23 protein-coding genes and 1 tRNA gene are annotated in these 24,503 nt (G+C 72.2%); 12 read left to right on the top strand and 12 right to left on the bottom strand.

Annotation, left to right across the window (positions count from 1 at the left end):
* Nucleotides 1-46: 46 nt before the first annotated feature.
* The gene (locus tag AB0H88_RS36455; RefSeq protein ID WP_357652659.1) at nucleotides 47-526 is read left to right on the top strand and encodes a hypothetical protein; all 480 of its coding nucleotides are present in this window, start codon (nucleotides 47-49) and stop codon (nucleotides 524-526) included.
* The gene (locus AB0H88_RS36450; protein ID WP_357652657.1) at nucleotides 523-846 is read left to right on the top strand and encodes a tyrosine-type recombinase/integrase; all 324 of its coding nucleotides are present in this window, start codon (nucleotides 523-525) and stop codon (nucleotides 844-846) included. The genes AB0H88_RS36455 and AB0H88_RS36450 overlap by 4 nt, the downstream gene beginning before the upstream one ends.
* Nucleotides 847-896: 50 nt before the next feature.
* Here the strand turns inward: AB0H88_RS36450 and AB0H88_RS36445 are convergent.
* From AB0H88_RS36445 to AB0H88_RS36425, 5 genes are all read right to left on the bottom strand, one after another.
* Nucleotides 897-969 (bottom strand) — tRNA-Ala (locus AB0H88_RS36445).
* Between the two features lie 14 nt (nucleotides 970-983).
* Nucleotides 984-1,712: an HAD-IA family hydrolase gene (locus AB0H88_RS36440; RefSeq protein ID WP_357652655.1), complete on the bottom strand. Its 729-nt coding sequence runs from the start codon at nucleotides 1,710-1,712 to the stop codon at nucleotides 984-986.
* Nucleotides 1,713-1,728: 16 nt separating this feature from the next.
* Nucleotides 1,729-1,848 (bottom strand): DLW-39 family protein, encoded by a 120-nt coding sequence (locus AB0H88_RS36435; RefSeq protein ID WP_214635294.1) that lies wholly within the window; start codon nucleotides 1,846-1,848, stop codon nucleotides 1,729-1,731.
* 187 nt (nucleotides 1,849-2,035) lie between these two features.
* A complete protein-coding gene (locus tag AB0H88_RS36430; protein WP_357652653.1) occupies nucleotides 2,036-3,265 on the bottom strand; it encodes an MFS transporter in 1,230 nt (409 codons plus the stop codon).
* Nucleotides 3,266-3,303: 38 nt separating this feature from the next.
* Complete coding sequence (locus AB0H88_RS36425; protein ID WP_357652651.1) at nucleotides 3,304-3,753, bottom strand: carboxymuconolactone decarboxylase family protein; 450 nt, start codon at nucleotides 3,751-3,753, stop codon at nucleotides 3,304-3,306.
* Between the two features lie 67 nt (nucleotides 3,754-3,820).
* On the opposite strand from AB0H88_RS36425, the gene AB0H88_RS36420 reads away from it, so the two are divergent.
* Complete coding sequence (locus tag AB0H88_RS36420) at nucleotides 3,821-5,206, top strand: PLP-dependent aminotransferase family protein (protein WP_357652649.1); 1,386 nt, start codon at nucleotides 3,821-3,823, stop codon at nucleotides 5,204-5,206.
* A gap of 130 nt (nucleotides 5,207-5,336) precedes the next feature.
* Here the strand turns inward: AB0H88_RS36420 and AB0H88_RS36415 are convergent, their stop codons facing one another.
* A complete protein-coding gene (locus AB0H88_RS36415) occupies nucleotides 5,337-5,855 on the bottom strand; it encodes a universal stress protein (protein ID WP_357652647.1) in 519 nt (172 codons plus the stop codon).
* 113 nt (nucleotides 5,856-5,968) lie between these two features.
* On the opposite strand from AB0H88_RS36415, the gene AB0H88_RS36410 reads away from it, so the two are divergent.
* From AB0H88_RS36410 to AB0H88_RS36400, 3 genes are all read left to right on the top strand, one after another.
* Nucleotides 5,969-9,325, top strand: coding sequence for a BTAD domain-containing putative transcriptional regulator (locus tag AB0H88_RS36410; RefSeq protein WP_357652646.1), 3,357 nt, complete (start codon nucleotides 5,969-5,971; stop codon nucleotides 9,323-9,325).
* An 83-nt stretch (nucleotides 9,326-9,408) separates the two neighbouring features.
* Nucleotides 9,409-9,570 (top strand): hypothetical protein, encoded by a 162-nt coding sequence (locus AB0H88_RS36405; RefSeq protein WP_357652644.1) that lies wholly within the window; start codon nucleotides 9,409-9,411, stop codon nucleotides 9,568-9,570.
* Between the two features lie 48 nt (nucleotides 9,571-9,618).
* Nucleotides 9,619-12,210 carry a LuxR C-terminal-related transcriptional regulator gene (locus AB0H88_RS36400; RefSeq protein ID WP_357652642.1) on the top strand — a complete coding sequence of 864 codons (2,592 nt, stop codon included), beginning with the start codon at nucleotides 9,619-9,621 and terminating at the stop codon, nucleotides 12,208-12,210.
* A 14-nt stretch (nucleotides 12,211-12,224) separates the two neighbouring features.
* On the opposite strand, the gene AB0H88_RS36395 is transcribed toward AB0H88_RS36400, so the two are convergent.
* The 3 genes from AB0H88_RS36395 to AB0H88_RS36385 form a co-directional block, all read right to left on the bottom strand.
* Nucleotides 12,225-12,887, bottom strand: a complete 663-nt coding sequence (locus tag AB0H88_RS36395) for a hypothetical protein (protein WP_357652640.1) — start codon at nucleotides 12,885-12,887, stop codon at nucleotides 12,225-12,227.
* Between the two features lie 193 nt (nucleotides 12,888-13,080).
* Nucleotides 13,081-13,455 (bottom strand): VOC family protein, encoded by a 375-nt coding sequence (locus tag AB0H88_RS36390; protein WP_357652638.1) that lies wholly within the window; start codon nucleotides 13,453-13,455, stop codon nucleotides 13,081-13,083.
* A complete protein-coding gene (locus AB0H88_RS36385) occupies nucleotides 13,452-14,054 on the bottom strand; it encodes a TetR/AcrR family transcriptional regulator (RefSeq protein ID WP_357652636.1) in 603 nt (200 codons plus the stop codon). Before AB0H88_RS36385 ends, AB0H88_RS36390 begins: the two co-directional genes overlap by 4 nt.
* A gap of 107 nt (nucleotides 14,055-14,161) precedes the next feature.
* On the opposite strand from AB0H88_RS36385, the gene AB0H88_RS36380 reads away from it, so the two are divergent.
* From AB0H88_RS36380 to AB0H88_RS36370, 3 genes are all read left to right on the top strand, one after another.
* Entirely contained in the window at nucleotides 14,162-14,704 is a 543-nt protein-coding gene (locus tag AB0H88_RS36380; protein WP_357652634.1) for an MFS transporter, read from the top strand.
* A 74-nt stretch (nucleotides 14,705-14,778) separates the two neighbouring features.
* Entirely contained in the window at nucleotides 14,779-15,315 is a 537-nt protein-coding gene (locus tag AB0H88_RS36375) for a copper chaperone PCu(A)C (protein ID WP_357652633.1), read from the top strand.
* Nucleotides 15,312-16,427 carry a Dyp-type peroxidase gene (locus tag AB0H88_RS36370; RefSeq protein ID WP_357652631.1) on the top strand — a complete coding sequence of 372 codons (1,116 nt, stop codon included), beginning with the start codon at nucleotides 15,312-15,314 and terminating at the stop codon, nucleotides 16,425-16,427. Before AB0H88_RS36375 ends, AB0H88_RS36370 begins: the two co-directional genes overlap by 4 nt.
* Nucleotides 16,428-16,470: 43 nt before the next feature.
* On the opposite strand, the gene AB0H88_RS36365 is transcribed toward AB0H88_RS36370, so the two are convergent.
* Nucleotides 16,471-16,965: an MSMEG_6728 family protein gene (locus AB0H88_RS36365; RefSeq protein WP_357652629.1), complete on the bottom strand. Its 495-nt coding sequence runs from the start codon at nucleotides 16,963-16,965 to the stop codon at nucleotides 16,471-16,473.
* A 69-nt stretch (nucleotides 16,966-17,034) separates the two neighbouring features.
* On the opposite strand from AB0H88_RS36365, the gene AB0H88_RS36360 reads away from it, so the two are divergent.
* From AB0H88_RS36360 to AB0H88_RS36350, 3 genes are all read left to right on the top strand, one after another.
* On the top strand, nucleotides 17,035-17,322 hold the full coding sequence (locus AB0H88_RS36360) for a hypothetical protein (RefSeq protein ID WP_357652627.1): 288 nt from the start codon (nucleotides 17,035-17,037) through the stop codon (nucleotides 17,320-17,322).
* Nucleotides 17,323-17,448: 126 nt separating this feature from the next.
* A complete protein-coding gene (locus tag AB0H88_RS36355; protein ID WP_357652626.1) occupies nucleotides 17,449-19,731 on the top strand; it encodes a xanthine dehydrogenase family protein molybdopterin-binding subunit in 2,283 nt (760 codons plus the stop codon).
* Nucleotides 19,728-20,504, top strand: a complete 777-nt coding sequence (locus AB0H88_RS36350; protein ID WP_357652625.1) for an SGNH/GDSL hydrolase family protein — start codon at nucleotides 19,728-19,730, stop codon at nucleotides 20,502-20,504. Before AB0H88_RS36355 ends, AB0H88_RS36350 begins: the two co-directional genes overlap by 4 nt.
* 100 nt (nucleotides 20,505-20,604) lie before the next feature.
* Here the strand turns inward: AB0H88_RS36350 and AB0H88_RS36345 are convergent, their stop codons facing one another.
* The gene (locus AB0H88_RS36345) at nucleotides 20,605-23,391 is read right to left on the bottom strand and encodes a DUF5682 family protein (RefSeq protein ID WP_357652623.1); all 2,787 of its coding nucleotides are present in this window, start codon (nucleotides 23,389-23,391) and stop codon (nucleotides 20,605-20,607) included.
* Nucleotides 23,388-24,500, bottom strand: a complete 1,113-nt coding sequence (locus AB0H88_RS36340) for an AAA family ATPase (protein WP_357652621.1) — start codon at nucleotides 24,498-24,500, stop codon at nucleotides 23,388-23,390. Before AB0H88_RS36340 ends, AB0H88_RS36345 begins: the two co-directional genes overlap by 4 nt.
* Between the last annotated feature and the right edge of the window lie 3 nt (nucleotides 24,501-24,503).

Genomic DNA, 24,503 nt, shown 5'->3' with positions numbered 1-24,503 from the left:
CCCGGCCTTCGAGGACAAGCCGCTCAACGAGATCAAGGAACCGCACGTGCGGCGGTGGCGCAAGAAGCCTGTCGACCAAGGCGTCAGTGAGGTCACCGTCGCCAAGGCGTACCGGCTGCTCAAGGCCATTCTCACCACGGCCGTGGATGACCAGGTCATCAAGCGCAACCCCTGCCGGATCAAGGGCGCCGGCCAGGAACAGTCTCCCGAGCGTCCGGTGCTCTCAGTGGCCCAGGTGTACCGGATCGTCGATGTCATCGAACACCGGTACCGGGCGCTCGTTCTGCTGGGCACCTTCGCGAGCCTGCGATGGGGCGAGATCACCGGGCTCCAGCGTCGAGACGTCGACCTTGACGCCGGAACCGCCCGGGTGGAACGCCAGTTGATCCAGATCACTGGCAAGGGCCTGATCTTCACCCCTCCGAAGTCGGCAGCGGGCAAGCGCACCGTAGCGATACCCGGTCTGATCATCGATGAGCTACGGGCGCACGTGAAGGACTTCACCCAGGACGGCCAGAGGGCTTGATCTTCGCGGGTCCCGATGACGGCCCGATCCGCAACACCAACTTCAACCGTCGCGTCTGGGCAAAGGCACTCCAGAACGCGGGTGTGCCGAAGATCCACTTTCACGACCTGCGGCATACGGGCAACACGCTGGCGGCCAACGCGGGCGCGTCCATCCGAGACCTGATGACCCGCATGGGCCACTCCAGCACATGCGCCGCGATGATCTACCAGCACTCCACCGACGAACGGCAGCGCGAGGTGGCGCAGAAGCTCAACGACCTCGCTCGCGGCGCACTCGACAAGCCATCGGGCACGCAACGGGCACGGGACGAGAAATAGCCCTCTGAAAGATCAAAAGCCCAGGCCGCCGACCTGGGCTTTTGTATGTGTGGAGCCTAGGAGATTCGAACTCCTGACTTCCTGCTTGCAAAGCAGGCGCTCTGCCAACTGAGCTAAGGCCCCTCGACGAAGATAGCTTACCGGTCCGCGACACCCATCTGCTGCCTGCTCGGGTCTTCGCTCAAGATCAAGCCAGGGAGGTCCGCGATCGAGTCCAGGATGTGCGTGGCGCCTCCCTTGAGGAGTCGCTCCCGGCTGTGGACGCCGGTCATCACGCCGGCCACGACCGAGGCGCCGGCTCGGCGGCCGCAGAGCATGTCGCTTTCCGAGTCGCCGATGACCGCCACCTGTCGTACGTCCTCGATGCCGAGGCGGAGTACGGCGTGCAGGACCATGTCGGGCCAGGGGCGGCCGCGGCCGCCGGCGTCTTCGGGGCAGATGGCGAGGTCGATCTTCTCGTGCCAGCCGAGGACGCTGAGGACGCGGCTCAGGGTGACGCGGCTGAAGCCGGTGACCAGGGCCAGGCGCAGGCCGGAGCCCCGGAGCTTGTCGAGGACCTCGATGACTCCGGGCATGGGGACGAGACCTGCTCGGTCGAGCGCACCCTCGTATGAGCGCTCGAACGTCAGGTTCGCCGCCTGTGCCTGGGCCTCGTTGCCGGGGAAGATCCCTCGGAAGACATCGATCTTGGGACAGCCCCGGGACCGGTGCACGTGCACCATGGCACGCGCGTACGCGCCGGTCCCGGGGACGATGCCCTGAGTGGCTATCGCCTCGGCGAAAGCCCGCTCGACCATGGCGATGTCTCCGACTGTTGTGCCGGCCAGGTCCAGGCACGCCAGCTTTATCTGGACGACGTCATTCATCGCCTCGCCAGGTCGGTTAGTTCTCGCTGCCGGTGGCCTCGGTCCAGAGATCGAGCTCGGCGCGGTCAGCCTGCACCTTGCGCCAGACCAGCAGCCCCCCAAGGGCGATCAGCGCCAGAACGACAAGCTTCTTCACGGTGTGACCCCACTTCTTCGACGGCCTCACCTGCCGGGGGTGAGACCCAACGGTTGACATGCAGCCTAGCAAGGGATGGCTGCGGTCCTTGTGTTGTGCACGAACCAGATGTACCGGATGTGCAAAGAACGAATGAACAAGCCCAGGTGGGGCCGGTTATGCCGTCCCATCCCGGACACCAGGTGGATCATGTCAAACCGTAGCGGTTGCGGGCGGCCCAGCTGACGGCCGGGCCCATCGCGGCGCCGGCCGCCACGAACAGGCCGCCGACCAGCAGCCACCCCAGCGTCCCCCCGCCCAGGACGAGCGTGGTGAGGACGACCGGGCCGAGCATCCTGGCCACCGCCGTCCCGGTCCCGAAGAAGCCCTGGTACTGGCCCTGCTTGTCCGCCGGAGCCAGCGCGAAGCCGATCTCCCAGGAGCCCGCCCCGACCAGCATCTCGCCGTAGGCCTGGAGCCCGGCCGCGGCGAGCAGGATCAGCCCGGCGAGCCAGGCGGACGAGCCGATGGCCGACGTCGCGAACACCGCGCAGGCCGCCAGCATGACCAGGCCCGCGTGCCGCACCGAGCGGGAGGCGTCGGCGAGGCCCCTGACCCGCCGCGCGATCCGTACCTGGAAGAGCAGCACGCTCACCGTGTTGACCAGCAGCAGGGCCGAGACCAGCCAGGTCGGTGCGGTGGTGCGCTGGACGATCCAGAGGGGGACGATCAGGCTGAGCAGCGGCATGTAGAAGAGCATGACCGCGTTGATCAGCGTGACGACCGCGTACGGCCGGTCCCTGAGCACGGCCAGCTTCGGACCGGCGGCCACGGGGACAGGGGCGACGGTGGGCAGCCGCAGCAGCAGGAGGGCGGCGACCACGAAGCTGACGGCGTCCACCGCGAACACCGTCAGGTACGCCTCCCGAGTGTCCAGGTGCAGCGCGAACCCGCCCAGAGCGGCGCCCACCGCGAGGCCGCCGTTGATCGTGGACTGGAGTACGGCTCGGACCTCGGTACGTTCGCCCGGCTCGATCAGTCCGGCCAGCAGCGCCTGGCGGGCCGCGGACAGGCCGGTCTGCGCGGTGCCGTACAGGCAGGCGACCAGGATGAACAGCGCGAACGACCGTACGAACAGGAACGACGTGACCGCGACGGCGGTCGTCAGGGCCAGGAGGACGGCCACTCCGCGCGGTCCGCGGCGGTCGGCCAGGTGGCCGAGGGGGACGCCCGCGACGGTGCCGACGGCCCAGCCCAGCGTGAGTCCTAAGCCGATCTCCGTCGCCGACAGGCCGACGATCCTGGCGAAATAGAGCGCCGAGGTGACCAGGTAGGCGCCGTCGCCGATCGAGTTCGCCAGCTGCGCCTGTACGAGGCGCCGCCTGCTCGATCGCCTGCTCGCCGTCGTGGGTCCCGTCGTGGGTCCGGTCGTAGTCATCGTCGCAGGTCCCTCGCGGTAAGGAGTGGCACCGGTGGTCAGCCCTTGTACGACTCGGGGGTCATGCGGGTGGCCACGCCCATCCGGTTCCAGGCGTTGATCGTGGCGACGGCCACCACCAGCGCGGCGAGTTCCTGGTCGTCGAAGTGTTCGGCGGCCCGCTGCCAGATCTCGTCGGTGATGTCGTCGGTCGAGAGTCTCGTGGCGGCCTCGGTGAAGGCCAGGGCGGCGCGTTCCTGGTCGGTGAAGAAGGGCGCCTCCTGCCACACGGCCACGGCGTGCAGCCTGACGTCGGTCTCGCCCGCCTGCTTGGCATCGCCGCTGTGCATGTCCACGCAGTAGACGCAGCCGTTGATCTGGCTGGCGCGCAGGCGTACCAGCTCCAGCAGGGGTGCGGGCAGGGTGCTGTGCTTGACGTACCGGTCGAGACCGGCCATGGCTTTGTAGGCTTCTCCGGCGAAGTCGCCGAGATTCATGCGCTGTGTCATGGCCCCAACCTAAGACCCACCTTGTCCCGATATAAGCTCCAATTTTCGAGTAAATGATTGGGCCAAGGTGGATGTCCATATAAGCCTCCACGGCCGGGGCGACCTGGCCGCACAGGTCTACCGGCAGCTGCTGGACGCGATCCTCGACGGCCGGCTCAGATCGGGCGAACGCCTGCCGCCGACCCGCGAGCTGGCCCGGCGGCTGGAGATCTCCCGGAACACGGTCGCGGTCGCCTACGACCGGCTGGTGGCCGACGGCTTCCTGGTCGGCCGGGCGGGCGCGGGCACGTTCGTCTCCGCGGACCCGGTACGCGCCAGGTCGGCGCCCCAGGGCGTCGTACGACCCCGCGCCATCTGGCGATCCGTCGACACGCACAAGGACATGGCCGCCGACCCACCGGCCGCCGGCCACGAGTACGACTTCCGCGTGGGCGTGCCCGATCCCCGGCTGTTCCCGATGGAGACGTGGCGCAGGCTGGTGGCCCGTGAGCTTCGTACCGGCCTCGCCGGATATGCCGACCCCTCCGGCCACGAAGCCCTCAGGGACGCCATAGCCCGACATATAGGTATCAGCCGGTCCGTACGAGCCGGCGCCGACGACGTCCTGATCACCAACGGCGCCCAGCAGGCGCTCGACCTCATCGGCCGGGTGCTCATCGACCCCGGCGCCTGCGTGGCGGTCGAGGAGCCGGGCTACCCGCCCGCGCGCCGACTGTTCCGCTCGCTGGGCGCCCGCGTGGCCGGGGTTCCGGTGGACGCCGAGGGCATCGACGTGACCGCCATCCCCAACACCGTCGGGCTGGTGTACGTCACCCCGTCCCACCAGTTCCCGCTCGGCACCCCGATGTCGCTGGCTCGCCGCGCCGCGCTGCTGGCCTGGGCGGAGCGGCGGCGCGGGGTGATCGTCGAGGACGACTACGACAGCGAGTTCCGCTTCGGCGACCGGCCGCTGGAGCCGCTCCAGAGCCTGGACCGGGCGGGGCGGGTCATCTATGTCGGCTCGTTCTCCAAGACGCTGCTGCCCATGTTGCGCCTCGGCTTCCTGGTGGCCCCCGCTTCGCTCATGCCCGCGCTGCGCGCCGCCAGGCAGCTGAGCGACTGCCACGGCGAGCTGCCCACGCAGGCCGCGCTGGCCCGCTTCATCGACGAAGGTCTGCTGGCCAGGCACATCAGGAAGGCCACCCGCGAGTACGCCGCCCGGCACGCCCTCGTCGTCGACGCCCTCGCCGGTGACGACCGCCTGCGCCTGGTCCCCTCGGTCGCGGGCCTGCACCTCTGCGCCCGCTTCTCCCCCGGGGTGTCCGTACGCTCGGCTCCCCGGCTCGCCGTGGAACGGCTCGACGCCTACTGCGGCGAGAGCCCCGCCCAGCAGGGCCTGGTTCTGGGGTACGGCGCGATTCAGCAGGCCGAGATCCCCGAAGGCCTGAACATCCTGAAGGAAGCCCTGGTCTGACACCCTCACATGACTGTCTGGATCCCTGCGACGGTCTGTGGTGGCTGGGGTCCTTATTGGGAGATACCCCCTTCGGGGGAGCCGGGGAGCCGGGGAGCCGGGGGAGAGGAAGAACGGACGCCCGACCCCGCTAGATGTGCTTGCGGCTCCAGAACCGCCGTGTGCGCTCCCCCGGCAGGTGCGGCTCGTCCGGCGGTGTCGGCTGGCGGACGATCACGACCGTCGTCTTGGCGTGCCGAGCGCAGTACATGCTCGTCGAAGGCAGGAACAACCGGCTGAACATCCCCCGCTTGCCCCGCCCCAGCACCAGCAGATCGCCCTCACGCGCCAGATCGACGAGGTGATAGCCGGGATCACCGACCCGGCCGACCACCGCCGTGGTGAGGTCGGCGGGCAGCCCACCGGCCACGTCGTCGAACACGCCCGCGATCACCTCGTTGCACCGCGCCTCCTCCCCTGCCCTCATGGCGTGCTGCACGGGCAGCGCCTCGGGGAAGGGATGCACCGGGGCCCGGCTGACGTGGACGGCGACCAGCGCCATCCGATGCAGCCGCGCGGCCCCGATGGCCCACGCCAGTGCCCAGCGCGCGGCCGGGGACTCGTCCACCCCCACGATCAGCCTCGCTCCGCCGGGCAGGTCCTGATCCACCGCGACCCTCCTCGAAGAGGTACTCGACCATAGTGCGCCTCAGTCCTGGTTACCGGGAGGTGGCACTTTGCGAACTCTGGAGTCGTTCGCGATCCCCGGCGTAGCATGCGTGGGTGGAACGTGGGTGGGTGCAACCCCGTCCCGCCCTCGACCGGCGGCTCGACGGGGCGCTGACGCACAGGCTCACCACTTTGGTGGCCACCACGGGCTACGGCAAGTCGATCGCGCTGACGAGTTGGAGTGAGGCGGTCGGCGCGGTGCTCCACCGGCTGGGGCCCGCCGATCGCGACCTCACCACACTGGCCGGCGCGCTGGTCTCGGCCCTCGCTGAGGTGGTTCCCGACCTGCCCGCCGAGCTCGCCGCCGCCGCCGAATCTCCGCTCGGGCCGGACGCCGACGAGCTGTCCAGGGCGGCGGCGCTGGCGGGCGCGCTGGCCGAGGCGCTGGCGGGGCGGCTGCGCCGGGGACTCGCCCTGGTCTTCGACGGCATTGAGACGATCATCGGCGCGGCCGGCTCCGTACGCTATGTCGAGACGCTGGTCCGGGCGGCCCCGCGCCACCTGCACGTGGTCACCGCTTCACGGGCGCCGCTGCCGTTCCCCACCGCCCGCCTCCGCCAGGATCACGAGGTGCTCGACCTCGACGCGACCGACCTCGCGCTCACGATCGACGAGACCACGGCCTGGGCCCGCGACCGGCTGGGCGAGCCGGGGGCGGCGATCGCCGCCACGCTGCACGACGCCTGCGGCGGCTGGCCCGCCGCCGTGCGAGCCGCGCTCGACGCGCTCGCCCGCACCGATCCGGCCGCCTGGCCGGGTACGGCCGCGGGCCTGGCCGCCACCTCCGCCACGCTGGAGCGGCTCACGCTGTCGGCGTTCGACGACCTGCCCGCGACGATGCGCGAACTGCTGCGGGCGGCGACCGTGCTGCCCGTGCTCACCGACGACCTCGCCGCCGCGCTCGGCGCCCCGCCCGACACGCTGGCCTCGCTGACCAGCCGGGGACTGTTCCTGGAGGCCGGCCACGACGGACACCGGGCCGGGACCGCCTCGACGGGCACCCACCGCGCGGCCGACGGACACCAGCCGACCAGGCCAGGCAACCACCGCGCGACCGCCGGACACCAGCCGACCGGGACAGGCAACCACCCCACGGCCGGCGCGCACCGGCCGACCCTGCCCAGCGGTTACCGGCTGACCGCGACCAGCGCCCACGTACTGGCCGCGCACGCGCCGCTCGACCGGCCGGAGGCCCACGACACGGCCGCCGTCGCCGCCCGCTGGTACGTCGAGCACGACCAGCCCGAGCTGGCCCTGCGCGCCGCGGTCGCCACCCGGCACAGCACGCTCGTCACCTCACTGCTCAGCACGCACGGCCTGCGCCTGGCCGAGCGCGGCGACGACGTGGCGGCGGCGCTCGCCCTGCTGCCCGAGCCGATCAGGCAGGCGCCGGCGATGCAGCGGCTGGCGGGCATCGCCGAGCAGAATCGCGGCGACTGGAACCGGGCGCGCGACCTGCTCGCCCGCGCGGCGGCGACCTCGGCGTTCGACGCGTTCCTGGCCAGGCGGCTGGGTCTCATCGACCACCTGCGGGGTGACCTCGACTCGGCCATCGCCATCTACACCAGGGGCTTCGAGTACGGCCTGCCGCCGGCCGACGCGGCGATGTGCGCGGCCTCCACCGCGTCGGTGCTCTGGCTGAAGGGCGACCGGGCGGGCTGCGCCGAGCTGGCGGACCGGGCGCTGGAGCTGGCCAGCGCGCTGGGCGATCCGGGCGCCCTGGCCGCGGCCAACACCGTGCAGGCCATGCTCGCCTCGCTCGACGGCGACCGGCGGGCCAACGACGCCTACTACCTGCGGGCGCTGGAGTACGCCGAGCGGGCCGGGGACGTCGTCCAGCTCATCCGCATCCGGGCCAATCGCGCCTCCTGTCACCTCGACGAGGCCGCCTACACCAGGGCGCTGGCGGAGGTCGAGATCGCGGCCAGGCTGTCGGATCTGGTGTCGTTCGCCCCGTACGCCGCGCTGAACATCGCCAACCGGGCCAAGGCGCTGATCGGGCTCGGCCGGCTGGAGGAGGCGGCGATCGACGCCGCGGACGCGGCGGCCAGGTGGGAGGCGATGGGGTCGCGGTTCGTCGGCTATGGGCTGATCCGGCTGGCCGACATCCAGGTGCTGCGCGGCGACCGCAGGTCGGCGATGGCCATCTACCGGCGGATCATCGCGGACGCCGGCGCGTCCGGCGAGGTCCAGGAGCTGTCCAACGCCCTGAACAAGCTGGCCGTCCTGCTCACGGACGACGATCCCGACGAGGCGGCGCGCGTGGCCGCGCGGGCGCTGAAGCACGCGGAGGGCATCGCCGGAGTGGACGCCAGGCTGGTCGCGGCCCGCGTCGCGCTGGCGGCCGGGCGCTACGACGAGGCCAGAACGCTGCTGTCCGAGGCCGAGTCCGCCGCCGTGCGGCGCAGGGACCACGCGGCGCAGGCCGCGATGGTGGAGCTGCGGGCCGAGCTTGACGGAGACGCCCGGCTGGCCGACGACGCCGTGCGCCGGTGGTCGGCGCTCGGCGATCCGATCGGCCGGGCCAGGGCCGAGCTGGTCAGGGCCGCGCTGGGCGACGCGGTACCAGGCAGGGAGGTCGCGCACCAGGTCAGGAGCCGCATGCACGCGATCGGCTGCCGGGCGCTGGATGCCAGGATCGACGCGCTGGTCGGCCGGTTCACGCCGGTGGCGGAGGCGCGCGTGCGGGTCGAGACCATGGGAACGTTCCGAGTCCTGCGCGGCGCGGTGCCCGTCGCGCGTACGGCCTGGCAGTCGCGCAAGGCCCGCGACCTGCTGAAGATCATGGTCAGCCGCCGGGGCGCGGCGATCAGCAGGGAGCGGCTGGTGGAGATCCTCTGGCCGGAGCAGCAGGGCGACGCGGTCGGGCTGAAGCGGCTGAACGTGATGGTGTCCACGCTGCGGGCGGTGCTCGATCCGGCTCATGTACGTCCGGCGGACGAGTTCGTCGTCTCCGACGAGGGCGCGCTGCGGCTCGACCTGGCCAACGTGGACGTCGATGTGGAGGCCTTCCTCGATCTGGTGGGTTCGGCCGGACAACTGGATCAGGCGGGACGGGCGGCGGAGGCGCTGGCGCGGTGGGCGGAGGCCGAGGCCGCCTACGGAGGCGACTTCTGCGAGGAGGACCCGTACGCCGACTGGGCCGTGGGCCTGCGGGAGGAGGCGAGGCTGGCGTACGTGCGGGCGGCCGCCAGGCTCGCCACGGCACGGGCGGGCGAGGGGCGGCACGACGAGGCGGCCCGCTACTGGCTGCGGCTGCTCGAACGCGACCGCTACGACGAGCGCGCCCACCTCGGCCTGGTGCGGGTGCTGGACTCGGCGGGCCGGCGCGGCGACGCGCGGCGGCGCTACGCCCTGTACGCCGAGCGAATGCGCGAGCTGGAGGTCGAGCCCGCGCCCTACCCCACCTGAAACTCCCCCCTCGACCCCATCTGAGCAGCCGGTCTCCGGCCCACCTGAACCTGGCCTGAACCAGTCGGGGAGATGGTGCCGAAATGAGGACGGTCATCGTACGGCTGGTCGAGCCTGAGCAGTCCGGCGGCCAGCTCCGCGGGCTGCTCGAAGAAGTCGGGGGCGATCCGGTGCCGTTCAGCGGGAGCGAGGCGATCGTCGACCTGCTGCTCTCCGCCGCCGGGTTGACCCGAGATCAGCCCTGAACCTCCCGCGAACCTCGCTCACCAGAATCGAGGGTGAGAGGAGGCACGATGAACGAGCAGCTGGGGAGCACATGGCCGTTCGTCGGGCGAGGGGGCCAGCTGGCGACCGTACGGGAGGCACTGCGGTCGCGGGCGGGCGTGATGATCGCCGGAGACGCCGGGGTGGGCAAGAGCAGGCTGGCGGCGCAGGCGCTGTCCGGCCTGGAGGGGTACGGGGTGGTTCGGGCGCTGGGTACGGAGACGGCGGCGGCGATCCCGTTCGGCGCCTTCGCCCACGCGCTGACAGAACCGCCCAGCAGCGGAGAGAACCTGCTGCGCTGGGCCGCGCGGCACCTGGGCATCAGCGCGGGGCGAGACGAGCTGCTGGTGAGCGTGGACGACGCGCACCGGCTCGACGCGGCCTCGGCGGCGCTGGTGCACCATCTGGCGGAGAGCGGCGCGGCCAGGCTGCTGGTCACGGTGCGCAGCGGTGAGCCGCTGCCCGCGCCGGTCGCCGCGCTGTGGAAGGACGAGCTGCTCCGCCGGGTCGAGCTGCCGCCCCTGACCGTGGCCGAGATAGGGGAGGTGCTGGCGGGGGCGCTCGGCGGGGAGGTGGCCGGGCAGACCGTCAGGCACCTGGCCAGGGTCAGCGAGGGGAACGTGCTCTACCTGCGCGAGGTCGTGCACGCCGGCCGTACCTCGGGATGTCTGACCGAGACCGACGGGCAGTGGCGCTGGCAGGGCGAGCTGTCGATGACCACCCGGCTGCGCGAGCTGGTCGACGCCAGGATCGGGCACCTCGACCAGGACGAGCGGGAGGTGCTGGAGCTGGTGGCCTTCGGCGAGCCGCTCGGCACCGACCTGCTGGTCTCGCTCACCTCGCCGATCGCGGTGGAGCGGGTGGAGGACCGCGGGCTGATCGTGGCCGTACGTGACGTGCAGCGCGAGCACCTGCGGCTCGGCCACCCCCTCTATGGCGAGGTGGTACGCGGCGGCTGCGGCACGCTGCGGACGCGGCGGCGGCTGCGGATGCTGGCCGAGGCGCTGGAGGCGAGCGGGCTGCGGCGGCGCGAGGACGTGCTGCGCGCGGCCGTGTGGCGGCTCGACAGCGGCTCGACCACCGATCCGGACATGCTGCTCGTCGCCGCGCGGCTGGCCTGGGCCAGGCAGGATCCGCGCCTGGCCGCGCGGCTGGCCAGGGCGGCGATGAACGCGGGGCCGAGCGTGGCCGCGGTCGCGCTGCTCGGCGAGGCGCTCATGGTGCTCGGTGACGCCGACACCGCGCTGACGGCGCTGCGGCAGACGGCACCGGCGGTGGTCACCGAGAGCGAGCGCGCCCAGCACGCCATCAGTCTCGGCCTCAACCACGCCTGGGCGGGCTCGCTCACCGAGGCGTGCCGAGTGCTCGGCGAGGCGGCGCGTACGCTCACCGACTCGGCCTGGCAGCAGGAGGCGCACATCTACCTCGGTGTGGCCGAGTTCTGGGCGGGCCGCACCACCCGAGCCGTCGAGTCGCTCGAGCGGGCCCGCGCGTGCACGCCGATCACCGTGCGCGGCGCGGCGCACATGGCCGCGCTCGACTCGTGGACCAGCGCCTACTCGGGCCGGACCGAGCACACCATCGCGGTCGTCGAGCAGGCCCTGGCCGGGATGGACGACTGGGGGGACGAGACGCCGCACGCGCTGCCGACGATGCTCGACGCGCGCTGCGCGGCCGAGACGTTCGCCGGGCGGCTGGACGCGGCGGAACGTACCGCCGACTACGGCATGGAGCTGGCCGCCGCCGAGCTGTCGGTCTCCGGGTTCGGGGCGTTCCGCGCGCTGGCCAGCAGGCTGCGGGGCGACGCCGAGGGCGCCGTGCGCTGGAGCCGCGACGACGCCGCCGGGCTCTACGACCGCTCCCCGTACCGGGGGCGGTGCCTGGCCGAGCAGGCACACGCTCTGGCGCTGCTGGGCAGGATGGCGGAGGCGCGCGAGCTGCAGGCCGAGGCAGAGGAGCTCGCCTCCCGATGGGTGTTCACCCGCTATCCGACGCTGCAGGCCGCGGTGTGGGTGGCGGCGGGCGGCGGAGACCTGGACGAGGCGGTACGCCTGTGCCTGTCGGCGGCCGATGCCGCGGAGAAGCACGAGCAGTCCGGGCACCTGATGTTCGCGCTGCACGACCTGGTGCGGCTGGGCGTTCCGGCGCTGGCCACCGACCGCCTGTCCGCGCTGGCCGAACGGGTGGACGGGCCCCTCGCCAAGCTCCTGGCCCGGCACGCGCGGGCCACCGGCGACCCCGACGAGCTGCGTGCGGTGGCGGCCGGGTTCGAGCGGCTCGGGATGATCCTGTACGCCGCCGAGGCCACCGCCCAGGAATCCGCCGCCTACCGCTCACGCGGCCGGGGCGCTCTGGCCAAGGGGGCGCAGACCAGGGCGTGGGCGCTGGCCAGGCGCTGCCCGGGGGTGTCGACGCCCGCGCTGGTCGAGCTGGCCACGCCCGAGCTGACGCCGCGCCAGCGGGAGATCGTCCAGCTCGCGGCGGCCGGCCTGACGAACCGGCAGATCGCCGCCCGGCTCACGGTCTCCACCCGGACGGCCGCGAACCACCTGCAGGCCGTGTACGAGAAGCTCGGCGTCAACGACCGTGCGGAGGTGGGCCGGTTACTCGCCTCCCTCTGAACGGGGGTTGTTCGCTAGACCAGTGCCAGCAGGCCGTCGTGGAACAGCGCGCGCTCGTGCTCGGTGATCGCGCCGTACGGCTCGGCGGCCCGCCGGTTGGTCTCCCGCTCGATCCGGTCGCGCAGCGGCCCCGGCCCGAGCACGACGATCTCGGCGGCGGTGAGGCCGGCGGCCCGCCAGGCGGCGGCGTGCGAGTCGGCGCGGTGGTAGCGCAGCGCGGCGAGCCGGTTGAACAGCAGCACACCCGCCGGCATGCCCACCGGTTCGTACGGCGGCGCCATCGCGGCGAAGGCGCCACCGGGATCCGCTCGGGCCGCGCCGATCACCCGTCCGGCCAGGTCGGCGAGAGTCTGCAGGTCACGGCCCGCCCAGATCCGCTCGGTGGTGGCGGCGTGCACGGCGTAGAGGCCGTCGATGAACGTCAGCGCCTTGGCCGTCGCCCGCAGCGCGCCATCGCCGCTCTCCTCCAGCATGCCCTGGTCCAGGTGGTCCTGGATCTCGGCGTCGAGCTCGGCCGCGTCGCCGTACCGATAGATCGTGGCGAGCGAGCGGCGGCTCAGCGGGCGGAGGGGGAGCGTGAAGCGCAGGTCGATCAGGAAGCCGGGCAGTAGTCCCGCGTCCTGCGCGCGAGCCGAGGCGTGCACGTTCACGTGGACCGCGCCGATGACGGGACCCATGGTCGCCGCATAATCCGCTAGGTCTTGTAATTTCGGCATTGAGCGCCATTATGCCGGTGGAGAAGCGGTGATGTTGGTCGATGGCGCGCGCCACCGGTGGCTCCGCGTCGGTCGGCGGTGCTCGCAGCCGGCGGCTCCGTGTCGGTCGGCGGTGCACGCAGCCGACGGCTCCGCGTCGGTCGGCGAGGCGCGCTCACTCGGGCGACATGATCTCGTAGAGGTTGCGGACCGCGTCGGTGAAGAACAGCCCGCGCGGGCAGAGCGGGTGGTCGATCCGTCCGTTGTCGGGGGTCGCGGGGTGGTTCCCGTACGGCACGCCGCGCTCCTGGATACGGGCCAGGATCGCGTCGAACGTGGCCGGATCGACGTCGAACCCGAAGTGGTGCCCCTCAGGATTCTCGACGGTCATGTAGTCGAGCGTGAGCCGCTCGTCGATCCGCACGGGGGCGAAGTGCCCGCGGGCCCCCATGGGCGGCAGGCGCTCGAGCCCCATGATGTCGGCGAAGAAGTCGGCCTCCCGGTTGTTGTCGGCCGCGGAGACGATCGTGTGGTTAAGGGAGACAGTCACGCCGGCTCCTTCTCCTCGATGGCTCCGTGCAGGAACACCTCGACCAACTGGCTGGTGGACAGGACGGCCGACCGGGCGAACAGCAGGCCCAGGAAGACCTTGCTCACCTGCGCGGCGGGTAGCCGCAGCGTCGCCTCGTCCGATTCGAACAGGTCGGCGATCGCGTCCCCGATCAGCTCCATGGACGCCTCGCGGCTGCCCGGCTGCGGGCGAGCGCCCGCGGCACGCTCGCCGCCCCGGTGGCCGCTGGAATGCAGGGCTCCGGCTACAGCGCCCATGCGCGCCAGGTGGGCGGAGAGCGCGTCGGCCGCCTCGGTGAGCCGGTCGGCCAGCGGCTGGTCGAGCGGGATGGAGGCGATCTCCGTGACCGCGTGGTCGGGGCGCATCGCCTCGATCATGCAGGCGTCGAGCAACTCGTCCTTGTCGGCGAACACGCGGAAGACGGTGGCCTCGCCGATGCCCGCCGCCCTGGCGATCTTGCTGGTGGTGACGGCGGTGCCGTACTCGGCCACCAGGGGGAGGGCGGCGGCGATGATCATCGCGCGGCGCTCCTCCGGGCTCATTCCCGGCGCCCTGCGCCGGACTGGGTTCTCACTCATGCACATCACGGTACGGAGTGAATACTCACTCCGTCAAGAGCGGAGTGAGTATTCACTCCGATACTTGATCGCAAGGCGACCAGCGGCCGTGGCATGATGACGGCACTGTGACCGCCGGTCTGCCCTTCCGCCTCGCCCGCACCTCGGCCTTCGCCGCGGTGTGCCTTGGGCTGGGCGTGGCGGCGCACGTGTTCGGCGGTGGCACGGTCGGAGCGCCGGCCATGGGCGCCGCGCTGGGTCTGTCGTTCGCGGCGGCGTTCCCACTGGCGGGGCGCGAGCGGACCCTAGGCGCGATCCTGCCGCTGCTCGGCGGTCTCCAGGTGGTCATGCACCTGCTGTTCTCGCTGGCCCACGCCGCTTCACCGATCGCGGCGACGGGTCACGCGCACTCGGGCCTGGTGCCGGGTCTCGGCATGCTGGTCGCGCACGGCTGGGCGATCGGGTTGACCGCCCTGTGGCTGGCGCGCGGCGAGGCCCTGCTCTGGGGGCTGCTGCGCCGTCTGGCCGTACGGCTGCTGGTCGTGCTCCTGCCCGTCATCCGGACGCCGTTCCCGGCTCCGTGTACGGCGGAGCCACCGGTCTTCCGCTCCGCCGTGCTGCGGCACGTGGTCTCCGGGCGGGGTCCGCCGATGGTCGTCGAAACCAGCTGACCCCCGTTTTCGACGACCACGCCCGGCAGGGCGCGCTTCGGCGTGCCGTACCGGGTGGAGAAAGGCCTTCTCTCATGTTCTCTCGCCATGCCCTGCTGCTCGCCGCCGCCACCGCCTTCGCGCTCACGGGCTGCGGCTCCGCGCAGGTCGCCGCCGCACCGGCCAAGCAGTCCCCCACTGCCGCCGAGCAGTCCCCCGCCGTCGCCACCGCGGCCCTGACCATCACCGACCCGTGGGTGAAGACCGCGAAGAAGGGGATGAGCGCCGCCTTCGGCACGCTGGTCAACAACACCGACGCCGAGGTGACGATCGTCTCCGGCACTTCGCCGCTGTCCCCGAAGATCGAGCTGCACGAGGTCGTGGAGGCCGGCGGAAAGATGATCATGCGACCCAAGGAGGGCGGCTTCGTCATCCCCGCGCACGGCACGCACGAGCTGCGGCCCGGCGGCGACCACATCATGCTGATGGGCCTCGCGCAGGAGGTGCTGCCGGGCGCCCGGATCCCGTTCACGCTCTCCGTCAAGGGCGGAAAGCCGCTGGAGTTCACCGCGATCGGCAAGGACTTCGCCGGTGGCAAGGAGGACTACCAGCCCGGCATGGGCCACAAGTGATCAGCCGCCGAGGTCTCATCGCGGGCGGCGCTCTGACGGCCGTCGGCGCCCTGACCGCGCCTCCTGTGCGGACCCCCGCGCAGGCCGCCGTCGCCGTCGAGCCCTTCCACGGGCCCCACCAGGCCGGGATCGCGACGCCTCCGCAGGCGCACGCCGTCTTCGTCGGCCTCGACCTGGCACCGGACACCGGCAAGGAGGCCGTCGTCCGGCTCCTCCAGCTGCTGACCGACGACGCGCGTCGCCTCACCCAGGCGCGGCCCGCGCTGGCCGACACCGAGCCCGAGCTGGCCGCGACGGCCGCCCGGCTGACGATCACGTTCGGCTTCGGCCCGGGACTGTTCGCGGCGGTGAAGGCGGAGTCACCGGTGGCTCCGCTGCCGTCGTTCACGATCGACAAGCTGGACAAGCGGTGGAGCGGCGGCGACCTGCTGGTGCAGATCTGCGCGGACGACGGGGTCACCGTCGCCCACACGCTGCGGATGATCGTCAAGGACGCCCGCGCGTTCGCCAAGGTCCGCTGGGTCCAGCGCGGCTTCCAGAGCGCGACCCGGCGCAACCTGATGGGCCAGGTCGACGGCACGGTCCAGCCCGTCGACCTGGACCGGGCCGTGTGGATCTCCCAAGGGCCCGCGTGGCTGCGCGGCGGCACGACTCTGGTGCTGCGGCGCATCCGCATGAGCCTGGAGTCCTGGGACGCCGCCGACCGGGTGGCCATGGAGTTCACGATCGGCCGTCGCCTGGACACGGGCGCTCCGCTGACCGGCCGGGCGGAACGCGACGAGCCGGACTACAACCAGGTGAACCGGCTCGGCTTCCCGATCATCTCCGAGTACGCCCACATCAGGCGGGCCCACGTCACGGACCCGGGGCTGCGCATCCTGCGCCGTCCCTACAACTACGACGAAGGGCTCACTCCGGACGGAAAGTCGGACTCCGGGCTGCTGTTCGCCTCCTACCAGGCGGACATCGACCGGCAGTTCCTGCCCATCCAGCGCAACCTGGCCAAGGGCGACCTGCTGAACGAGTGGATCACACCCGTCGGCTCGGCCGTCTTCGCCATCCCACCGGGCTGCGCACCCGAGGGCTGGATCGGAGACAGCCTGCTCGGCTGAGCTCCCGAGGGCTGGGTGGCGGACGGCCCCTGCTCAGCCGAACTCAGCCGAACTCCCGGCCGGGCAGGCACGAGGGCGGGCGCCCCGAGGCGGGCCAGACGTAGTCCAGGTCGTCGGGCTCGTCGCCGAACAGCGGCCGGTAGAAGCCGGGCGCCTTGCGCAGCAGGGCGGAGCGGTGGCTGAGATGGAAATCGGCGTCGCCCAGCCACGGCGGCAGTTCGCCGTCCGCCTCCAGGCACACCTGGGAGCGGACGGCGGTGCTGCCGCAGCGCTCGGCCAACTCCATGGCCAGGGAGTCGGCGCAGGTGTCGGCGCGGCCGGTGGCGCACCACCGGCCGCACACGTCGAGCCCGTACCGCACCAGGGCCTCCTCGTAGCCCGCCCACATGCGCACCGCCGGGTGGTGCCGCCAGCCGTAGCCGGGGATCGTCAGGGCGCGCAGGATCTGCAGGGCCTCGACCCGCTGCTTACCCAGCCGCAGCGGGTCGAGGACCGCCGCGGTGCGCGCGAAGTCGGGATAAGGCAGGAACGTCTGCACAGCTGCCCCGTGGTCGCCTCATGCCCACCGGCTACCCATGGCGGCTCGCGATCAACCTAGAGTGGAGCCGTGCTTCCCGACCTGATCAAGCAGCTCACCGAGTCGGACCTGCCGCGCCACCACTGGCGCGGCGACGACGAGCGCGGCGGCCTGTGGCTGTTCGAGACCGTCGAGGGCGACGGCGAGCACTGGGCGGTCAGACAGGTCGAGATCGGACCCGACCGCGCCGCGCACCGCTACTGGTGGCGGCATCTGCAGGACGAGCACGGCTTCCTCACCGAGCAGGCCGTGGAGATCTGGGAGCTGACCGAGATCACCGGAGCCGCCTTCGAGGCCGTGTGGGAGGCAGCCGGGTAACACCCTTGTTCGGGAGGCAGCCGGGTAACACCCTTGTTCGGGAGGCAGTCGGGGTGACACAAGAGGTAGCCGAGTGACACCCGTGTGTAGATGGACCGGCGGCCCGCCCGCGCTCACAATCGGGCTATGCCTGAAGGTTATGTGGGTGCCAGGACGCCCCGCCGCGAGGATGCCCGGCTGCTGACCGGACGCGCCCGTTACGTCGCGAATGTACGGCTGCCCGGGATGGCGTACGCGGTCGTCGTCCGCAGCCCCATCGCCCACGGGCGGCTGGTGAGCTGCGACGCCAAGCAGGCGTGGACGATCGAGGGGATGCTCGACGTCATCACGCCGGGCGACGCGGCCGCGGTCCGCCTGCCCTGCGTCACCCTGAGCCCCGGCCAGCCCGTCACCTCCTACCTGGCGCTCGACGAGGCGATCCGCTACGTGGGCCAGCCGCTCGCCGTGGTGGTCGCCCGGACGCCGGAGGCCGCCAGGGACGCGGCCGACCTGCTCGACCTCGGCTACGAAACGCTGCCTCCGGTGATCGGGATCGAGCGGGCGCTGGCCGGTGATGCCCCACTGCTGTACCCCGACTGGGGCGGCAACGTGCTGACCGACTTCACGCTCGGCGACCAGGACTGCGACGCGGTCATCGCGGGGGCCGCGCACGTGGTGGAGATGACGTTCACGTTCGGCCGGGCCACGCCGTACCCGCTGGAGCCGCGCGGCATCGTCGCCGACTTCGCCGACGGCGAGCTGACCGTGCGGACCTCGACGCAGGCCCCGCACCACGTACGCGAGCAGGCCGCGGACGCGCTCGGGCTCACGCACGACCGGGTGCGCGTCGTGACCGGCGACACGGGCGGCGGTTTCGGGGGGAAGGAACACCTGTATCCGGACGAAGTGCTCATCTGCCTCGCCGCCATGCGCCTGGGCCGCCCGGTGAGCTGGACGGAGTCGCCCACCGACCGCCTCGCCTCGACCCTGCCCTCGCGGGCCGCCGTACACCGGGCCCGCCTGGCGCTCGACGCGGACGGGCGCTTCGTCGCGCTGCACGCCGACGTCGTCGGCGACCTCGGCGGCCACCCGTCGAACGTCGGCATCTCGCCGTTCGCGGTGACGGCCACGCTGCTGCCCGGCCCCTACCGCTTCGACCGGGCGGGGGTACGGCTGCGCGCCGTCGTCACGACGACCACCCCGACCGGCTCCTACCGCGGCTTCGGCCAGCCGGAGGCCACCTGGACCAGGGAGCGGCTGATCGACGAGGCGGCCAGACGGCTCGGCGCCGACCCGGTGGAGCTGCGGCTGCGCAACATGCTCGGCCCCGACGAGCTCCCCTGTACGTCCCGGACCGGACAGGCCTACGACTCCGGCGACTATCCCCTGGCCCTGCGTACCCTGCGCGACCTGGTCACTCCCCCGGCCCGTGACGACGGACGCAGGCGCGGCGTCGGCTACTCCTGCCATGTGGAGGGCACCGGACTCGGCTCGTCGATGGGCATGAAAGCCATGGGCATGCTGGCCGGGGGCTTCGAGACCGCGATCCTGCGCATGGAGCAGGACGCCTCGGTCGTCGTCGCGTCGGGTGTGTCGGGGGTCGGGCAGGGCATCGAGACTGCGCTGTCCCAGATCGCGGCGGATCGGGTGGGGGTGCCGCTCGACCGGGTACGCGTGGTGCTGGGCGACACCTCGGCCACGCCGTACTCCTCGATCGGGTCGATCGCCAGCCGCTCGCTCGCGGTGGGCGGCGGCGCGCTGGCCCTGGCCGGGGACCGGCTGCGGGAGAAGATCGTGGCCATCGCCGCCCATCGGCTGGAGGCGGCGCCGGCCGACCTGGAGATCGTCGACTCTGTCGTACGCGTCAAGGGGGATCCGCGGGCGTCGCTGACGCTGCGGGAGATCGCCACGTCGGCGTGGCGGGGCTGGGACCTGCCCGAGGGGGCCACACCCGGGCTGGAGGAGCGGGTCTCCTACGATCCGGCCGACATGACGTACGCCTACGGGGCGCACGCGGCGGCGGTCGCGGTCGACCCGGAGACGGGAGCGGTCGAGGTCGAGGGCTACTGGGCCGTCAACGACTCGGGCGTGCTGGTCAACCCGGCGATCGTGGAGGGGCAGGTCCTCGGCGGAATCGCGCAGGGGATCGGCATGGCGCTGACGGAGGAGATCGTCTACACCGAGGAAGGGCAGCCGATCGCCGAGTACCTGTTGCCGACCACCCGGGAGATCCCCGACATCCGGCTCACGACGCTGGAGGTGCCCTCGCCGCGCACGCCGGGCGGCATGAAGGGCGCCGGGGAGTCGGGGACGATCGGCCCGCCGGCGGCCATCGGCAACGCCATCGCCGCCGCCCTGCCGGAGATCGCCGCCCGCGTCACCGGAACGCCGTTGACCCCGGCGGTCTTGTGGGCTCTACTCTCTGAATGACCTACGCCCGATATGTCGCCCTCGGTGACAGCCAGACGGAGGGCCTCGGCGACGGTGACGACATCCGGGGCCACCGCGGCTGGGCCGACCGGCTCGCCGAGCAGCTGGCCGCCGCGAACCCCGACGTCCAGTACGCCAATCTGGGCGTGCGCGGACGCCTGGCCGGGCAGATCCGCGACGAGCAGCTCGGCCCGGCGCTGCGGCTGCGGCCCGACCTGGCCACGGTGATGGCCGGGATGAACGACCTCGTCCGGCCCGGCTTCGACGCCGCCGCGGTCGCCTCGGCACTGGAAGACATGTTCGCCCAGCTCACCGCGTCCGGCGCGTGCGTGGTGACCGTGACCTTCCCCGACATCGGCAAGATCGCGCCGCTGGCCCGGCGGCTGGTCCCCCGCGTGCTCGACATCAACGCCCGGATCCAGGCCGCCGCCGCCCGCCACGGTGTCCTCGTCGTCGACACCTTCCCGCACTCCTTCGCCACCGACGCCAGGATGTGGAGCAGCGACCGGCTGCACGCCAGCCCGCTGGGCCATGCCAGGATCGCCGCCGCCATCGCCCACGCCATCGGGCTGCCCGGCAGCGACGACACCTGGTCGGTCCCGCTCACCCCGCTTCCGCCGGCCGCCCGCTGGCGGGTGGCCGGGGCCGAGGTGCGCTGGGTCGCGAGCTTCGCCGGGCCCTGGATCTACCGGCGCCTGCGCGGCCGGTCCTCGGGGGACGGCCGCGTCGCCAAGCGCCCCGAGCTCGGCCCGGTGCCACCACCACCCCGGTGAGTCGCCAAACGCCCCCGTTGCCGCAACCGCCCAGGTGACCGGCCGCGACCACCCCGCAGGCCGGCGCCCACCGGTGAATCGGTAGGGCGCCGGCCCCGGCTCACACGCTGACCAGCACTGCCGCCACGGCGTCGGCGGTCTCGGGATGACGGCCCAGCAGGGCGGCTGCCTCGCCGCTCGCCTCGCCGCCGGACGGCCCGGCGGCGGCCTGCTGCCAGCCGCCCTCGCAGCCGAGCAGCGCGGCCACGGCGTCGGTCGCGGCCGGATGTCCCGCCAGCAGGTCGGTCACCGGGCCCGCCGGCGCGGGCACCGCCGCACCTGCCGCCTTCTTCGCGGGCTTCGCCGACCAGGGCGGCGTCCACTGGTCGAGCGCGGCCAGGCCGCCGGGGAACGTACGGCCCGCCTCGCGCACCAGTATGGGCACCAGCTCGCCGGCCTGCTCGCGCAGGGTGGTGATCAGGCCGGGCAGCCACGGCAGCAGCACGGAGTCGGGCAACCGGCCGAAGGCCTTCGACATCAGCTCGACCACGAACGACGCCAGCGCGGGAGCCGGCTCCATCGCCTGCGCGAACCCGCTCATGTACTCCGGGAAGGCCGGGATGATGAGCGGGTTGGCCAGCAGCTCGTCGCAGCGCGCCCGCAGCTCGGCCAGCGGCAACGTGCCGAGCAGATACTGGGCCGACCACAGGAGAGCCACCTTGGCGGGCGCCTCCGGGTGCGACTGCCGCACCGCGATCTCCAGCTGGGCCCGCTCGCACCCCAGCGCCAGCGCCAGGCTCTCCATCGTGAACAGGAAGCCGAGCATGGCCGACACCTGCCGGACACCGGTGTACTCGTCCACGAAGGCGGTCGGCAGCAGCGTGCAGTAATGCGCGAACCCCGCCGTGACGAACGCCTCGCACCAGGCCGGCAGCTCCGGCTCGGTCGCGCGGTAGTGGGCCAGCAGCCGCCTGATCCGGCGCAGCACCTCCGGCGCGTCGTCGACGGACCGCTCGGCGGCCAGCAGCTCCACGGCCCGCGCCCCGAGCTCGTCGCTGAAGCGCCGGCTGCGCAGGTAGAGGATCGAGTCCTCGACGGCCGCGAGCGCCACGGCCGCGGTCGCCTTGGGGTCCCACACCTTGCGCCGCAGCCGCTGCTCCAGCACCTGCTCGACGGTGATGCCCTCGTAGCCCAGCTCGATGATCGAGCGCTGGTGCTTGCCGATCGTCAGGTCCCAGCTCTCCTGGATCGCCCGCTCGCCCAGTCGCCGCGCGCCCATGATGGGCCGTACGGCGTCGTCGGGCAGCAAGTGACGCAGGATCCACAGCAGGTCGGAGCAGGGCACCAGGTGCGGGTCCGCCTTGAGGTCCATGAGCGCCCGCTGTACCGTGCGCTTGCTCAGGTCCAGCCCCAGCGGCTGCAGCCGGTCGAAGACGTCCTGGGCCAGCGGCGGCATGGCGTGGTAGCCCACCTGGCCGATCCGGTCGCCGCCGAGCAGGATCTCGCACAGGCGGCGCACGTCCCGGCGGCCCGGCACCGTGTCCTTCTCGATGCAGGTGACCGCGGCGTCCTGGAAGTCGTACGGCGTGGGACGTCCCCGGCCACGCAGGCCGGCGAGCAGGATCGACGTCTCGAACACGGCGATGGCGTCGGCGGTGCTGGACTGGTAGCCGTTGCGCCGGGCCAGCCGGACGATGTCGACGGACCAGCCGAGCAGCTCGGCCTCGTCCAGGCCGTCCAGGACCGGCGGCTTGGCCAGGAAGCCGGACAACCGGTCGGTGACCGGCTCCGGCGGAGCGGGCGCCACCGGCTTCGGCGGCTTCTTGGCCTGCTTCTTCTGGCCCGCCAGCTGGTACGGCTTGACGCCGTCGCGCTGCAGCGCCTTCTCCCAGGTGGCCGCGGCGATCGAGACCGAGCCGGCGGCCAGGCCGAACTGGGCCTCGATGGCGGAGTGGCTGGACGGGATGAGCCCGTACAGCCATTGGGTGGCCGTACGGGGGCCGATCTCGAAGGGCGCGTCCGATGCCAGCCCGAACTGCTCCACCCGGCTGGCCGCGTGGAAGGCGCCGCAGACGTACAGGCACTCGGCCGGGTCGGCGCCCGTCTCGGCGAGGTGCTCGCGCATCCGCGTCCACATGTAGCGCTCGCGGTCCTCGTCGCGGTCCATCCGCCGGTCGCCCACCGGGCGCAGGCGGCGGAACAGGCTGCCGATCAGGACCATGACCTGCCGGTACGACTCGTAGTCCGCGCCGGTCAGCGGCTGCTCGACGTACTGGTCCCACCACTCCGACCAGTGCCGGACCTTGCCGTGGTGCAGCAGGTGCTCTTCCAGCTCGGCGAAGCCCGGCCGCAGGTCGCCGATCTCGACACCCACGGCGTCGCCGTGCAGGCCCGCGTCATCGTCCCCGCCCTGCTTGTTCTCGGCCGGTTCGGCCGGGTCGCGGGGCAGCCACTGGAAGACGTGGTCCGTCGAGCGGTCCACCAGCACCAGCTCGACGCCCGGCGTGCCGAGCGCGTACGAGATGGCCTGGTACTCGGCCGACACCTCCGTGATGGGCGCCACCACGCTGAGCGGCTCCCAGCTGGCCGGGAAGCCGTCGACGTCGGAGGCGAACGCCTGCAACGCCACCGGCAGGCGGCAGTTGCGCAGCTCGTCGAGCAGCGGCCGCAGGTCCTCGCACAGCTCCAGGTAGATGACCTTGGGCTGCTTCTCGCGCAGGCGCCGGACCATGGCCAGCGCCGAGGCCGGCGAGTGGTGGCACACCGGGAAGATCTCGAGCTCCTCGCTCAGTGCCCGGTCGACGTCGTCGACCAGGCCCGACAGGATCCCGGCCAGGGTGTCCGGCTCGCCGGCGAACGCGGCGGCGGCGTCCAGCAGCTGCTCGCGGAGTGCGCCGAACGGGCTCATGAGAGCGTCTTGATGGCCTGGCGGCCACCTTCGAGAAAGTCCGTCCACGGCCCGCCGTCCTTCTTGCTGCGGGGCTCGACGATGCCGTGCCAGTACTTGTTCAGGATGGCCAGGTCCTCCGGTTGGCGGCGGGCCAGCGAGCCCACCAGCGAACCGCCGAGCGTCTCCGCCCGCAACTGGCGGTCGCCGAAGAACTGGCTGTGCAGGATGGCGTCCTCGAGCACGCCGATCTGCTCGGCCGTGGACAGGGCCGATTCGAGCTTGTCGTCGTCGCTCTTGGCCGAGGCCGCCGCGTTCCGCAGGTCGGCGAAGCTCTGCAGCAGGATGTCGAGCAGCGTGGGCGGCACCTCCAGCTCGATGCGGTGCCGGCGCAGCAGCTCCGTGGTACGGAACCGGACGATCTCCGCCTCGCTGGTCTTGCTCGTCACCACGGGGATGCGGACGAAGTTGAAGCGCCGCTTCAGCGCCGACGACAGGTCGTTGACGCCCCGGTCCCGGCTGTTGGCCGTGGCGATGATCGAGAACCCGGGCTGGGCGAAGACGATGTTGTCGTCGTCGAGCTCGGGGATGGAGACGTACTTCTCGGACAGGATGGAGATCAGGGCGTCCTGGACGTCGCTGGTCGATCTGGTCAGCTCCTCGAAGCGGCCGATCACGCCCCGCTCCATCGCCGTCATGATGGGCGAGGGGATCATCGACTGGCGGGACTGCCCCTTGGCGATCACCATGGAGACGTTCCAGGAGTACTTGATGTGGTCTTCCGTGGTGCCGGCCGTGCCCTGGACAACCAGGGTGGAGTTGCGGCTGATCGCCGCCGAGAGCAGCTCGGCGAGCCAGCTCTTGCCGGTGCCCGGGTCGCCGATGAGCAGCAGGCCGCGGTCGGAGGCCAGCGTCACGATGCTGCGCTCGACGAAGCTGCGGTCACCGAACCACTTCTGCGGGATCTCGCGGTCGAGCCCATCCGCGCGCTCGGAGCCGAGCACGAACAGGCGGACCATCTTGGGGCTGAGCCGCCATGAGAACGGCTTGGGGCCGTCGTCCACGGACTCCAGCCAGTCGAGCTCTTCGGCGTACTTGACCTCGGCGGGGGCACGCAGTATCTCGGTCATTCG

The organism is Nonomuraea sp. NPDC050680 (assembly GCF_040654555.1).
Taxonomy (GTDB): domain Bacteria; phylum Actinomycetota; class Actinomycetes; order Streptosporangiales; family Streptosporangiaceae; genus Nonomuraea.
This window is presented reverse-complemented; position numbering and strand designations above follow the sequence as displayed.

Excerpts from the sequence above, each read along its gene's own strand:
- AB0H88_RS36430 (WP_357652653.1), bottom strand. The coding sequence starts at position 3,265 with ATGACTACGACCGGACCCACGACGGGACCCACGACGGCGAGCAGGCGA.
- AB0H88_RS36340 (WP_357652621.1), bottom strand. The coding sequence starts at position 24,500 with ATGACCGAGATACTGCGTGCCCCCGCCGAGGTCAAGTACGCCGAAGAG.
- AB0H88_RS36350 (WP_357652625.1), top strand. The coding sequence starts at position 19,728 with ATGACCTACGCCCGATATGTCGCCCTCGGTGACAGCCAGACGGAGGGC.
- AB0H88_RS36405 (WP_357652644.1), top strand. The coding sequence starts at position 9,409 with ATGAGGACGGTCATCGTACGGCTGGTCGAGCCTGAGCAGTCCGGCGGC.
- AB0H88_RS36385 (WP_357652636.1), bottom strand. The coding sequence starts at position 14,054 with ATGAGTGAGAACCCAGTCCGGCGCAGGGCGCCGGGAATGAGCCCGGAG.
- AB0H88_RS36400 (WP_357652642.1), top strand. The coding sequence starts at position 9,619 with ATGAACGAGCAGCTGGGGAGCACATGGCCGTTCGTCGGGCGAGGGGGC.
- AB0H88_RS36395 (WP_357652640.1), bottom strand. The coding sequence starts at position 12,887 with ATGGGTCCCGTCATCGGCGCGGTCCACGTGAACGTGCACGCCTCGGCT.
- AB0H88_RS36440 (WP_357652655.1), bottom strand. The coding sequence starts at position 1,712 with ATGAATGACGTCGTCCAGATAAAGCTGGCGTGCCTGGACCTGGCCGGC.
- AB0H88_RS36425 (WP_357652651.1), bottom strand. The coding sequence starts at position 3,753 with ATGACACAGCGCATGAATCTCGGCGACTTCGCCGGAGAAGCCTACAAA.
- AB0H88_RS36355 (WP_357652626.1), top strand. The coding sequence starts at position 17,449 with ATGCCTGAAGGTTATGTGGGTGCCAGGACGCCCCGCCGCGAGGATGCC.
- AB0H88_RS36375 (WP_357652633.1), top strand. The coding sequence starts at position 14,779 with ATGTTCTCTCGCCATGCCCTGCTGCTCGCCGCCGCCACCGCCTTCGCG.
- AB0H88_RS36345 (WP_357652623.1), bottom strand. The coding sequence starts at position 23,391 with ATGAGCCCGTTCGGCGCACTCCGCGAGCAGCTGCTGGACGCCGCCGCC.